Origin of the sequence: Agrobacterium sp. B1(2019) (genome assembly GCF_008274755.1) — a bacterium.
GTDB lineage: Bacteria > Pseudomonadota > Alphaproteobacteria > Rhizobiales > Rhizobiaceae > Agrobacterium > Agrobacterium salinitolerans.
Window position 1 is genome coordinate 220,957 of record NZ_VTPB01000004.1, and the last position, 11,581, is coordinate 232,537.

At 56.2% G+C, this 11,581-nt stretch carries 12 protein-coding genes and 3 pseudogenes; 8 read left to right on the forward strand and 7 right to left on the reverse strand.

Annotated elements, in window-relative coordinates:
- Positions 1–39: 39 nt before the first annotated feature.
- The 5 genes and pseudogenes from AGR1_RS25185 to AGR1_RS25205 form a co-directional block, all read right to left on the reverse strand.
- Positions 40–626, reverse strand: a pseudogene (locus AGR1_RS25185) (DDE-type integrase/transposase/recombinase).
- A gap of 92 nt (positions 627–718) precedes the next feature.
- The gene (locus tag AGR1_RS25190) at positions 719–1,018 is read right to left on the reverse strand and encodes a DUF982 domain-containing protein (RefSeq protein WP_149148726.1); all 300 of its coding nucleotides are present in this window, start codon (positions 1,016–1,018) and stop codon (positions 719–721) included.
- 79 nt (positions 1,019–1,097) lie between these two features.
- On the reverse strand, positions 1,098–1,571 hold the full coding sequence (locus tag AGR1_RS25195; protein ID WP_149148727.1) for an Hsp20 family protein: 474 nt from the start codon (positions 1,569–1,571) through the stop codon (positions 1,098–1,100).
- A 166-nt stretch (positions 1,572–1,737) separates the two neighbouring features.
- Entirely contained in the window at positions 1,738–2,028 is a 291-nt protein-coding gene (locus tag AGR1_RS25200) for a hypothetical protein (RefSeq protein WP_149148728.1), read from the reverse strand.
- Between the two features lie 93 nt (positions 2,029–2,121).
- A complete protein-coding gene (locus tag AGR1_RS25205) occupies positions 2,122–2,394 on the reverse strand; it encodes an usg protein (RefSeq protein ID WP_149148729.1) in 273 nt (90 codons plus the stop codon).
- A 277-nt stretch (positions 2,395–2,671) separates the two neighbouring features.
- Between AGR1_RS25205 and groES the strand changes: the two genes are divergently transcribed.
- The gene (gene groES / locus AGR1_RS25210) at positions 2,672–2,986 is read left to right on the forward strand and encodes a co-chaperone GroES (RefSeq protein ID WP_149148730.1); all 315 of its coding nucleotides are present in this window, start codon (positions 2,672–2,674) and stop codon (positions 2,984–2,986) included.
- Positions 2,987–3,038: 52 nt separating this feature from the next.
- Positions 3,039–4,667, forward strand: coding sequence for a chaperonin GroEL (gene groL / locus AGR1_RS25215; RefSeq protein WP_149148731.1), 1,629 nt, complete (start codon positions 3,039–3,041; stop codon positions 4,665–4,667).
- A 19-nt stretch (positions 4,668–4,686) separates the two neighbouring features.
- Here the strand turns inward: groL and AGR1_RS29685 are convergent, their stop codons facing one another.
- A complete protein-coding gene (locus AGR1_RS29685) occupies positions 4,687–4,887 on the reverse strand; it encodes a hypothetical protein (protein WP_187772288.1) in 201 nt (66 codons plus the stop codon).
- A 107-nt stretch (positions 4,888–4,994) separates the two neighbouring features.
- Between AGR1_RS29685 and AGR1_RS25220 the strand changes: the two genes are divergently transcribed.
- Positions 4,995–5,303 (forward strand): hypothetical protein, encoded by a 309-nt coding sequence (locus AGR1_RS25220; RefSeq protein ID WP_246669740.1) that lies wholly within the window; start codon positions 4,995–4,997, stop codon positions 5,301–5,303.
- 53 nt (positions 5,304–5,356) lie between these two features.
- On the opposite strand, the gene AGR1_RS25225 is transcribed toward AGR1_RS25220, so the two are convergent.
- Positions 5,357–6,034, reverse strand: coding sequence for a TetR/AcrR family transcriptional regulator C-terminal domain-containing protein (locus AGR1_RS25225; protein WP_149148732.1), 678 nt, complete (start codon positions 6,032–6,034; stop codon positions 5,357–5,359).
- A gap of 59 nt (positions 6,035–6,093) precedes the next feature.
- On the opposite strand from AGR1_RS25225, the gene AGR1_RS25230 reads away from it, so the two are divergent.
- The 5 genes and pseudogenes from AGR1_RS25230 (at position 6,094) to AGR1_RS25250 (ending at position 11,539) form a co-directional block, all read left to right on the forward strand.
- Entirely contained in the window at positions 6,094–7,284 is a 1,191-nt protein-coding gene (locus tag AGR1_RS25230) for a TCR/Tet family MFS transporter (RefSeq protein WP_149148733.1), read from the forward strand.
- A 71-nt stretch (positions 7,285–7,355) separates the two neighbouring features.
- A pseudogene (locus tag AGR1_RS25235) lies at positions 7,356–7,913 on the forward strand (IS6 family transposase); the annotation flags it as partial.
- 95 nt (positions 7,914–8,008) lie between these two features.
- The gene (locus AGR1_RS25240) at positions 8,009–9,226 is read left to right on the forward strand and encodes an IS701 family transposase (RefSeq protein ID WP_149148734.1); all 1,218 of its coding nucleotides are present in this window, start codon (positions 8,009–8,011) and stop codon (positions 9,224–9,226) included.
- 123 nt (positions 9,227–9,349) lie between these two features.
- Positions 9,350–9,476, forward strand: a pseudogene (locus AGR1_RS30015) (IS6 family transposase); the annotation flags it as partial.
- A 467-nt stretch (positions 9,477–9,943) separates the two neighbouring features.
- Positions 9,944–11,539, forward strand: coding sequence for a peptide ABC transporter substrate-binding protein (locus tag AGR1_RS25250; protein WP_149148735.1), 1,596 nt, complete (start codon positions 9,944–9,946; stop codon positions 11,537–11,539).
- The last annotated feature ends 42 nt before the right edge of the window (positions 11,540–11,581 follow it).

Genomic DNA, 11,581 nt, shown 5'->3' on the forward strand with positions numbered 1-11,581 from the left:
GTTAATCGGCCCAGAAGCAGCAGGATGACGCCGGCCGCTTTATACCGCTTGTACCCGAGCGATTTGCGCCCACAGGTCCATCGCCTGCGAAGGCAATTGGCGATGATGGGCGGAGGAGATGTAATGGCGGAAATGTGGAATAGGTTGGCAATTGGATCATGGATAGAGACGAAGTGTTGTAGATGTCGCTGTGACTTGAAGCGCTTCATGATCCGCTCTCGCCGCCGGACAGGTTGGCGAGAATTCTCTGCCCGATTATTCAAGCCTTTATGCGAAAGGTGCTCCACACCGGCATGATCTCTCGCTTTGCTGCGTCGTAGGATACCAGCTTGTCAGTGATCATCACACGCGGTGAGCGACCTTGTCCTGTCAACAGCTTGCGCATCAGGCGTTTCGCTTTTGGCGGCTTTGAACGAGAACCAGCGTCGGATCTTGTTGGCGAAGGCGCGACCGAATTTCTCCGCCCACAGCCTGACTGTTTGGTACGAGACAGTGATCCCACGGGCAGCCAGCAAGTCCTCAACCATTTGCAGGGTGAGAGGAAAACGGAAATAGAGCCAAACCGCATGGGCGATGATCTCAGCGGAAAAGCGATGGCGGCGGTAGAGTGGGTCACGGTCTGTCATGAACCGTCGTTCGCACATCAACGTCCACATTCTGCTAAGTTGACGACGCCCCCGTGAGGCGTCGCGCCAACCAGTCAACCTCTTGAGCTGCATCACCCCACGTGTGGATCCCTATCGCGACACAGCCGATAAGCCACAACCGCAGATGTTTCAGGGGCAAGAAGCTCATGTTTTTCTGCAAATGCTGTGAACATTCCACGCGCCGTTTCTGCTTCAATCTCGCCGCGAAGTGCCGCCTGACAGGCTTTAACAGCAACCGAATGCGCGGTGTCTCTGAGTGAAACCGGCCACTCGACCAGGTGTCGATAGGCATCCATTACGGAGCGGATTTCCGCAGGCAAGCCCAAGCCGACAAGAATGGTGACAGGTTTTCTGAACATATCGGGTTTCATATCTCTCTCCTTCCCAACCCCGAATGTTGACGGGCGCCATCGCAATGGCGCCCTTGGACTTAGTGGACAAACTTAGAGATCAAGCTGCCTTCTGTGCTTCGATCTGCGCCGGAGCCGCCGACGTCAGCGCGGGCGTACTCTCAATCGAAATCTTCCGCGGCTTCAACGCCTCGGGAATCTCGCGGACAAGCTCGATCGACAGGAGACCGTTATTCAAACCCGCTCCGTTCACACGGACATGGTCGGCGAGTTCGAAACGGTGTTCGAACGGGCGACCAGCGATGCCGCGATGCAGGTAGCCATCCGAGGGTGCCTCCTGCTTCTTGCCGGCGACCGTCAGCAGGTTGGATTGGAAACTGATGTCGAGATCGTCCTGGCCAAAACCCGCCACCGCAATCGAGATCCGATATGAGTCGTCCCCTGTCTTGACGATGTCATAGGGCGGCCAGTCGTTGGACGACCGGGTGCGCTGGGCGTTCTCCAGAAGATTGAAGATCCGGTCGAAACCAACGCTCGAGCGGTAGAGTGGTGCGTAGTCGTAAGATGTTGCCATAGCCATATCCTCCTTGAAGCAACATGGGTACGGGAGTGCCAAAAGCGACGCTCCCGGCAATGCCAACCCTGTCTTAAGCGGCTGGCGGCAACCGATTTGGTTTTGGCGATTTTCCGATTCAAGATCTACTGCGGAAAAAATTTACCGAATTCGCACCGTCCGGCTTTCAATGTACCGATCGGCTGAGAACACGATGCGGATAAGCCGCCTTGAACTGCGAGATCATCTCGCAAGCTTGTTGCAATACCCGCTCGGTGGTTTCGGGAGTGTCGCGTGCCAGTTCATCGGCATTTATGCGGATGGCTTCCGCCATATTCGCAGACATCAATGCAAAACGACCCTCACCGTAGACAAGGGCCTCCTGCGAGGCGGTCTCAAGCCACCGCGCAAAATCAACGATGATCTCTTCCCTCTCGGTGATGCTAGCGTCCCTGATGATTTTAATGTTTTCTTCCATTTGGTCTCACTCCATACAGACGTGGGAAAGCGACCGGGCTCATCAAGCCCCGATCGCCGGACGAGCTAGGAAGTGGACATGTCTGATTCAAGCCTAGTGCAGCTTGAACTCACCATCGACACGCCGCCATTCGTTGGGCCCGATCAGGCGCTGATGGCTGTAGCGGACAGAGTGCAGAGGGCCATCGAGGGTCGACTTCCAGAAGTCAAGGAACCTGTGCATCTCGGGAAAATCGGGAGCCAGATCGTAGTCCTGCCAGACGTAGGTCTGGAGAACGGATTCAAAGTCCGGGATGCGATAAAGGATATGCGCGGTGGTCAAGCCGTAGCCGCTCAATTGCCGTTCCAGATCCGATGAGAATTGCATGCTTCATCTCCGTTTCGTGACGCGATGATGGTGATGCAAAACTTTGCCGCCATCAACATGTTTTCAAACGCAAGATATCAATTTTCTGTTCCTTTACAGCATGTTAGCATCAACCGTACCCGAGTGCTAATTTTTTGCATGCGCCCTCTTGAAATCGAAAAATCTCGAAAATAGATTTTGCCCGCGGACGCTCAAGTGAGGTTCGCACCCGCCCGGACTGGTCATCCGGTCCGGCCTGGGTCTTCAACGTCATTATTTTTGCTCAACGGAGGGAAACATGTCGTTCCGACCGCTTCATGATCGCATTCTCGTCCGCCGGGTCGAATCCGAAGAAAAGACCAAAGGCGGTATCATCATCCCTGACACTGCCAAGGAAAAGCCGCAGGAAGGCGAAGTTGTTGCCGTCGGTCCTGGTGCACGCAACGAGGCGGGCCAGATCCAGGCGCTGGACGTCAAGGCTGGCGACCGCATCCTGTTCGGCAAATGGTCAGGCACCGAAATCAAGATCAACGGCGAGGATCTGTTGATCATGAAGGAAAGCGACGTTCTGGGCATTATCGAAGCCCAGGCCGAGCAGAGGCAGGCTGCCTAGTCACGCACCGCCGCCACCAGTCAAAAAAGCTGCCTATTGAAGGAGTGAACAAATGGCTGCAAAAGAAGTCAAATTCAACACCGATGCCCGTGAACGCATGCTGCGTGGGGTCGATGTTCTTGCCAACGCCGTCAAAGTAACGCTCGGCCCGAAGGGCCGCAACGTCGTCATCGACAAGTCGTTCGGCGCGCCGCGTATCACAAAGGACGGCGTTTCGGTCGCCAAGGAAATCGAACTGGAAGACAAGTTCGAGAACATGGGCGCGCAGATGCTGCGCGAAGTGGCATCGAAAACCAATGATCTCGCCGGCGACGGCACAACAACCGCCACTGTTCTTGCCCAGGCGATTGTCAAGGAAGGTGCCAAGGCGGTTGCGTCGGGCATGAACCCGATGGACCTGAAGCGCGGCATCGATATTGCCGTAGAGGCAGTCGTTAAAGAGCTGCAAGCGAACGCCCGCAAAATTACCAGCAATTCGGAAATCGCACAGGTTGGAACGATCTCGGCCAATGGCGACGAAGAAATTGGCAAGTACCTCGCTGAAGCGATGGAAAAGGTCGGCAATGAAGGTGTTATCACCGTCGAGGAAGCAAAAACTGCCGAGACAGAGCTAGAAGTCGTCGAGGGCATGCAGTTCGACCGCGGTTATCTCTCGCCCTACTTCGTGACCAACCAGGACAAGATGCGGGTAGAGCTCGAAGACCCTTATATCCTGATCCATGAGAAGAAGCTCTCCAATCTCCAGTCTTTGCTACCGGTGTTGGAAGCCGTCGTGAAGTCTGGCAAGCCGCTCCTCATCATCGCCGAGGACGTCGAGGGTGAAGCACTCGCAACGCTCGTCGTCAACAAGCTGCGTGGCGGCCTGAAGATCGCCGCAGTGAAAGCACCTGGCTTCGGTGATCGCCGCAAGGCGATGCTGGAAGACATCGCTATCCTGACGGGGGGCACCGTCATCTCCGAAGACGTCGGCATCAAGCTTGAGAACGTCACGTTGAACATGCTCGGCCGCGCCAAGAAGGTCGCGATCGAGAAGGAAAACACGACCATCATCGATGGCGTCGGCTCCAAGGCCGAGATTGACGGCCGCGTGGCTCAGATCCGTGCTCAGATCGAGGAGACGACATCCGACTACGACCGCGAAAAGCTGCAGGAGCGTCTTGCCAAGCTCGCAGGCGGTGTTGCCGTCATTCGCGTCGGCGGCTCGACCGAAGTCGAGGTGAAAGAGAAGAAGGATCGCGTCGATGACGCCCTTCATGCAACCCGCGCAGCCGTCGAAGAGGGTATCCTGCCCGGTGGTGGCGTAGCCTTGCTCCGTGCAGTCAAAGCGTTGGATGGTCTGCCGACTGCCAATGACGATCAGCGCGTAGGTATTGAGATCGTTCGCCGGGCAATCGAGGCGCCTGTGCGACAGATTGCTGAAAATGCCGGCGCCGAAGGTTCGATTGTCGTCGGCAAACTCCGGGAAAAGACTGATCTTTCGTTTGGTTGGAACGCCCAAACGGGCGAATATGGTGATCTTTACGCCCAAGGGGTCATCGATCCGGCAAAGGTGGTTCGCACTGCCCTGCAGGATGCAGCCTCTGTAGCAGGTCTGCTGGTCACGACCGAAGCAATGATTGCAGAGAAGCCCAAGAAGGAAGCCGCTCCGGCACTGCCGGCCGGCGCCGGAATGGACTTCTGAGCGATCATCCTAGCCCGCCCTATCCGATTGGGGCGGGCAATTCTGGAGGATAAGAGAGTGCCGGGACAACGACTATCGAAGCGCCTTGTCCGCCATAAATCTGCGAAAATGCTGCCGGGATAGCTTCCGCCGGAACTTGACCTCTCCGGAAAGAAAAGGTCCATGAACCTGAAAAGCGTTCTTCGCCAGATTGATCCCAATCATCGTATTGAAATGCCATGCTGCCATCCTTGCACCCGTTGGAATTAACCCGACCATGCTCCGAACGTGCCGGGTGGGTCGAGCGGCAACATCGCCATCTATTCACGTCGGAATTCGGCACTACCGGTGGCCGACAAGCAAGAACCGACCGAACGTATATTGGGACCCGGACCTCAGCCAATCGAAGATCCCGCCGAGGGCGAAATCACGCATCTTCCGGCCAGCACTGTCGAGGCAATCGTCAAGGCCCTGCCGAAGGTATCGATCCTGGAAGAGCGGACACCAGATGATCTGTCGCCGGCACGTTTTCTCACGTCTTTGGTTACACGCGTTCTCGCAGCCACGCCCGTCAACATGCATGAAGAAGCGAGAAGGCGCCGCGCTCTGATCTTGCCGAAGACGTCAATTTCACGTCGCTCAAAAGCAGTAGCTTGAAGCGCACTCGACCATCATCCCGAGAGTCACAGTTACCAGAAACCCATTTATTATCAACGCTCTACTATCGAAGTTTGCTGATCGGCGAAGTTGGAGGTGCTGCGGCCCTCAACCGGTTTTCTATTGACGTTGGAACTCCCGCAACCAGCGATCAGCGCCGAAATACCGAATTCAAAGACCTCGTCAGCACCGGCGTGGTTTTCGAGTGCATTCTTGAGAAGGTCGTGTTCTCCCAAATCGGGAGCGTATCCAGACTCCTTTGAATGAGTGGACTCGCTGGCCTGTTGCGCCATGACACAGCCTACGACGAAATGACCGACTGAGATGGTAAGCTGAGTTGCAGCCTTCACATTGAGGCCACCGGTAATCAGATACTGTAGTTGGTTCTCGAAAGCGTCGAGCCGACCGGGAATAATTTTCGTCCCGGCGAAAAGGCGCGCGCCATCTCGACATTGCAAGAGTGCATTTCGGAAAGCATGCGCCGAGCGCAACATGAAATCGGGCCAAGGCTCATCGGGTCGGGGCGTAGAATGCGCTCCTCCTCGGTCCAGCATATCCTCAACCATGGCTGACAACAGTGAGCTCTTGTTTCGGAAATGCCAGTAAAGCGAGGGTTGCTGCACGCCCAGCTTTGCCGCGACCTTCCTGGTTGAGAATGAATCTAGGCCCTGATCCGACAACAGCTCGAAAGCGGCACGTATTATCGTCGCCTTCTCCAGCGTCCTCTCCATTGCGAGCCCTCCCTATCGGTGATAGATAAATTTATCTATCACCGATAGGGGACGTGGTAATGCGTTCGAAGTCAATAGCGATATTGTGGTTTACCGTCGCCTTGAGCGGAACCGGGATAGGACTGGCGCTGCCAGTGGTACCACTTCTATTTGAGCGACTTGGTCATCAGAACGCGCCTATTCTGCATGGGCTTTTCCTCGCTGTTTTCGCTTTCATGCAGGTCGTCTGCGCCCCTGTGTTAGGTACACTAAGTGACCGGTATGGCCGGCGCCGCGTCCTACTCATATCTTTGGCAGGAGGGACACTGGACTACCTTTTGATGGCGTTTGCACCAACGCTGCCAGTCCTGTTCCTCGCCAGAGCAATTTCCGGCATGACATCGGCTGTGATGGCGGTTGCGAACGCTTATATCGCCGACGTCACGGCAACTGCCCAGCGCACACGACGTTTCGGTTACCTAGCGTCTGCATTTGGGTTGGGGTTTGTAATGGGCCCTGCTGCGGGCGGCATGATCGGCGAACATTCCCTGCAAAGCCCTTTCATTTTCGCCGCGATACTTAACGCGCTTAACTTTATTCTCGTCGTAGGCTGGTTACCCGAAAGCCGCCGCGCAGAAGCATCCGTTGGGAATTCGGATAGCTTGCCCGGACCTTTTGCTGCCTTCAGCTGGGCATTGAGGCAGCGATCCATGGTTCCATTTTTGGCGGTCTATTTGATCGTGGCGCTTGTCGGAGAAATTGGCGCCACTGTCTGGGTTTTGCATGGCCAGGATCGATACGGCTGGCATTCTGCTCAAATCGGTCTCTCGCTCGCAGGCTTAGGCCTGTTCCACGCAGCAGTGCAAGCTTTTGCGACGGGACCGATCGGCGTTCGCATAGGCGAGTTTCGCACGGTACTCTTTGCTGTTCTCTGTGATGCCAGCGCATGCGCTCTTCTGGCACTCGCATTTGAGAGCTGGATAGCGGTACTCCTGATACCGCTATTCTGTCTGGGCGGCGTTGGAGAACCAGCGCTGCTGTCTATGATGTCCCGGCAAGTCGCAGAAGAGCAACAGGGCCTTCTACAAGGCGTACTCTCCAGTGCCATGGCGTTGGCGGCCATAGTGGGGCCACCGGTTTTTGGAACCGTCTATATGCTTCTGCGCGATCTTCATACGGGTGCCGTATGGCTTATTGGCGCGGCGGTATATCTTGCATGCATCCCAATTCTGAACCGTGCCCTGGCCGTGAAAACCACTACAACCACGTGACGCCTAAAACATCCATCCGATGGGCATTGTCATTTAACTAAGAGCTGGAACTCGATGTGCGATGACGGCCTATGACATCCCGTGATCCCCTCTGTCGCCGCCATCGCTTTCCCGCTAAAATCATTGCTCACGCCGTTTGGCTGTATTTCCGGTTTCCTCTCAGCCTGCGGATAGTCGAGGACTTGCTGGCGGCTAGAGGGATCATTATCTCTCATCAGACGGTTCGGCTGTGGGCGGAGAAATTTGGGCGAACTTTCGTCAATGAGATCTGCGGCCGCTCCTCCGGTCGGCTCGGCGATAAATGGCACCTCGATGAAGCCGTGATTACGATCGAAGGAGAGAAGCGTTGGCTGTGGCGCGCTGTGGATCAAGACGGGTTCGCCCTGGAGGTTCTTGTGCAAAGCCGCCGAAATGCCGAGGCAGCCAAGCGCCTGATGCGCAAGCTTTTGAAGGGCCAGGGCCGAGCGCCTCGGGTGATGATCACCGATAAGCTTCGATCTTAAGACGCCGCAAAGCACCAGATCATGCCCGGCGTTGAGCATCGCTCCAATAAAGGGTTGAACAACCGGGCGGAGAATTCTCACCAACCAGTCCGGGGGCGAGAGCGGATCATGAAGCGCTACAAGTCACCGCGACATTTACAACGCTTTGCACTACTTTGGCAGATTAACTGACGGTTAACGATAATCGGCCATCTTTGGCCCCTCAAAAAGGGGTGCGGTGGATGGTGGAGCAGAATATTGCACTGGCGGATTGGCTGAAGCCGTTCGTTGAGAAGCTTGGTCACAAGAAGCGGCGGCAGATGTGCCCGGTATATGTTTCAGGCCTGATCGGACCGGGTGATCGCAAGAGTATCGAACCGATGGCGGAACGCCTTGCGCCCGATCATTACGACCGTCTGCATCATTTCATCTCGGATGGGATTTGGGACGCCAGTCCGCTTGAGACTGAACTGGCTGTGCAGGCGGACAGAATAGTCGGAGCTTCAGACGCCTTTCTGGTGGTCGACGATACGGGTCTGCCGAAGAAGGGTGATCATTCGGTCGGGGTCGCTCCGCAATATGCTTCGATGCTGGGCAAACGCGCCAATTGCCAGACGTTGGTATCGCTGACGCTGGCACGCGATGAGGTTCCCGTTCCGGTTGGTTTGCGACTGTTCTTGCCGGAAAGCTGGACCAGTAACCAGGATCGGATGGTGAAGGCTGGCGTCCCCGAGGAGATGCGTATATCCCGCACCAAGCCGACGATCTCGCTCGACGAGATCGACAGGCTGATCGCGGCGGGGGTGCGGTTTGGCACCGTGCTCGCCGATGCCGGCTATGGTTTATCGGCCGCGTTTCGCCAGGGGCTCAGTGCACGCGGCCTCACATGGGCTGTCGGTATTCCCAAACATCAAAAGGTCTACACCCATGATGTCGCCCTGATTTTTCCGGTTTCCGGTCATGGCAGACCGCGCAAGAATTCGATCCCCGACACCCTGTCGATGGCAGCCGAAACGATCCTGGAAGCATCCTCCTGGAAGAAGGTCAGTTGGCGTCGCGGCACGAAAGGTCGCCTGACAGCGCGCTTTGCTGCGCTCCGCATTCGGATCGCTGATGGTAGTCCGCAACGTATCCTCGACAAGGGACAGCAGCATATGCCGGGCGAAGAGGCGTGGCTGGTGGGCGAATGGCGCTCGAACGGCGAGCGCAAATACTATCTCTCCAATCTGCCGGCCGAAGCAACGTTAAAGCAGCTGGCAGCTGCCATCAAAGCCCGATGGGTCTGCGAGCAGGCGCATCAACAAATGAAAGAAGAACTCGGCCTCGATCACTTCGAAGGCCGATCATGGCAAGGTCTGCATCGACACGCGCTGATGACAATGATCGCCTATGCCTTCCTGCAACATCAGCGCCTACACCAGGCCAAGCGGGAAAAAAACCAAGAGGCACGGCCCGCCTAAACCGACACTGCCAGCCATCCGACGCGCGGTCATAAACACCCTCCTGGCAGCGTCAGCCCCAGAACGATGTCCGCACTGCAGAATCCGCTTCAGACCGCCAAAATGCATTCTGCCAAAGTAGTGTTTGTCTCCATCCACGAACAGATTGCCAACCATTTTCCACATCCCCCATCACGACATCCACTCCAGCCATCATCGCGAATTGCGTTCGCAGGCGATAAGCCTGTGGGCTAAAATTGCCCGAGCATGACCGATGAACTCTGCCCGCGCCATGGTTTGGCTTCGCGACCGTTGAGTTTACGCTACCGTTAGGCGATGTCCAAGCCAATTATCCTAGCCTTCTCGATGGATGTATCTCCTGACGTGAGTTCGACACTCCACATCTTGTCCGCAATGCGATGCCGGAGCGGAGGCCGTCCATCACATCAGGTCAGTTGGAGCATAGCTTCGAGCGGCCAGTAAATTATGTCGGGTGAGATACCAGGACTTGCAAGTTAGCAGATCCGCGCGCGAGCGGAATTCCGCACATTTGCAAAATATGTTGCGGAATTCCGCATGACCTCTACCGTTTTTCAGTCATTGGGCGAACAACTGCTGCATCCGGTTCTCGCAACCCCTGGCTCTGGAATGGCAATTTTACCTGATGATTTCGTCTCGGTTGCGCTTCCTGGCGATTTGGCCATATTTGTCGGCTCAATAGTCACGGGGAAAGAAAGAATGTCGATAACAACCAAGACTCGGACCGCACTTCTGGTGGGAACGCTTCTTCTTGGCACAAGCTCTGCGTTCGCCGAAACGGTGCTACACCGCGGCAATGCCGGCGAACCACAGACGCTCGATCAGGCACAGACGTCCATCAACATCGAGGCCTTTATTGTCAAGGATCTCTATGAAGGTCTGACCATCTATGACGCGACCGGCAAGATCGTTCCGGGCACGGCCGAAAGCTGGACGCTGTCTGACGATGGTACCGTTTACACGTTCAAACTGCGCGCCGATGCGAAGTGGTCGGATGGCACGCCCGTGACGGCGGAAGATTTTGTCTTTTCTTATAGGCGCGTCGAAGACCCGAAGACCGCAGCGAAATACGCCAATATTCTCTACCCGATCAAGAACGCCGAAAAAATCAACCAGGGCGAAACGCCCGTTGACCAGCTCGGCGTGAAGGCGGTGGATGACAAAACCCTGGAGATCACGCTTGAGCGGCCGACGCCGTTCTTCCTTGAATTGCTCGCCCATCAAACGGCTCTGCCCATTTCCAAGGCGAGCTTTGAAAAGAACGGCACGAATTTCGTGAAGCCGGGCGTGATGGTGTCAAACGGGGCCTACAAGCTTGAGGCCCATGTGCCGAACGACAGCCTGACGGTGGTGAAGAACACCAACTTCTGGGATGCAGCCAATACCAAGATCGACAAGGTGATCTTCTACCCCGTCGATGACCAGGCAGCCTCCGTTCGCCGTTTCGAGGCGAAGGAAATGGACCTCGCTTACAATTTCTCCGCTGACCAGATCGACCGTCTGCGGAAATCCTATGGCGATCAGGTGCACGTTTCACCGACGCTTGCGACCTACTATTACACCTTCGATACGCGCGAAGCACCGTATGACGACGTCCGCGTGCGCCGGGCGCTATCCATGGCTGTCGATCGCGACTTCCTCGCCAAGGAAATCTACAGCGGCTCGCAGGTGCCAGCGTATTCGATGGTTCCTCCGGGGATGGATTCCTACGGAGAGCCCGCCAAGGCCGACTTCGCGACACTGTCGCAGCTCGACCGCGAGGACGAGGCCCTTAACCTCATGAAGGAAGCCGGTTACGGTGAAGGCGGCAAGCCCCTATCCATCGAAATCCGTTACAATACCAACCCGAACCACGAGCGCGTTGCGACCGCCATCGCCGATATGTGGAAGAATACCTTCGGCGCCAAGGTTTCCCTCGTGAACCTCGACGTCGCCTCGCATTATGGGTACCTCCAGGAAGGCGGCAAGTTCAACGTGGCACGTGCCGGCTGGGTCGCCGACTATGCGGATGCGGAAAACTTTCTCGCGCTCTCCATCTCGTCCAACAAGACCTTCAACTACTCGAAGTTCAACAACGCCGAATATGACGCGTTGATGAAGAAGTCCTATGAGGAAAAAGATCCGGCGGCGCGCTCCAAGCTGCTGCATGAGGCAGAAACAATCCTCATGAAGGAACAGCCGGTGGCACCGCTGCTGACGCAGGCCGATCTCTGGCTGGTTTCCAACCGCGTCAAGGGCTGGGTGGACAATGCTGCAAACGAACACCTCAGCCGCTTCCTGAGCGTTTCCGAATAAGCAGCACTGGCACGGTGGCAGACACCACCGTGCCATGCCGGA

Bases quoted from the DNA above. Each gene is read 5' to 3' on its own strand.
- groES (WP_149148730.1), top strand. From the start codon at position 2,672: ATGTCGTTCCGACCGCTTCATGATCGCATTCTCGTCCGCCGGGTCGAA.
- AGR1_RS25230 (WP_149148733.1), top strand. From the start codon at position 6,094: ATGCGTTCGAAGTCAATAGCGATATTGTGGTTTACCGTCGCCTTGAGC.
- AGR1_RS25200 (WP_149148728.1), bottom strand. From the start codon at position 2,028: ATGGAAGAAAACATTAAAATCATCAGGGACGCTAGCATCACCGAGAGG.
- AGR1_RS29685 (WP_187772288.1), bottom strand. From the start codon at position 4,887: ATGGCATTTCAATACGATGATTGGGATCAATCTGGCGAAGAACGCTTT.
- AGR1_RS25205 (WP_149148729.1), bottom strand. From the start codon at position 2,394: ATGCAATTCTCATCGGATCTGGAACGGCAATTGAGCGGCTACGGCTTG.
- AGR1_RS25240 (WP_149148734.1), top strand. From the start codon at position 8,009: ATGGTGGAGCAGAATATTGCACTGGCGGATTGGCTGAAGCCGTTCGTT.
- groL (WP_149148731.1), top strand. From the start codon at position 3,039: ATGGCTGCAAAAGAAGTCAAATTCAACACCGATGCCCGTGAACGCATG.
- AGR1_RS25190 (WP_149148726.1), bottom strand. From the start codon at position 1,018: ATGAAACCCGATATGTTCAGAAAACCTGTCACCATTCTTGTCGGCTTG.
- AGR1_RS25250 (WP_149148735.1), top strand. From the start codon at position 9,944: ATGTCGATAACAACCAAGACTCGGACCGCACTTCTGGTGGGAACGCTT.
- AGR1_RS25225 (WP_149148732.1), bottom strand. From the start codon at position 6,034: ATGGAGAGGACGCTGGAGAAGGCGACGATAATACGTGCCGCTTTCGAG.
- AGR1_RS25195 (WP_149148727.1), bottom strand. From the start codon at position 1,571: ATGGCAACATCTTACGACTACGCACCACTCTACCGCTCGAGCGTTGGT.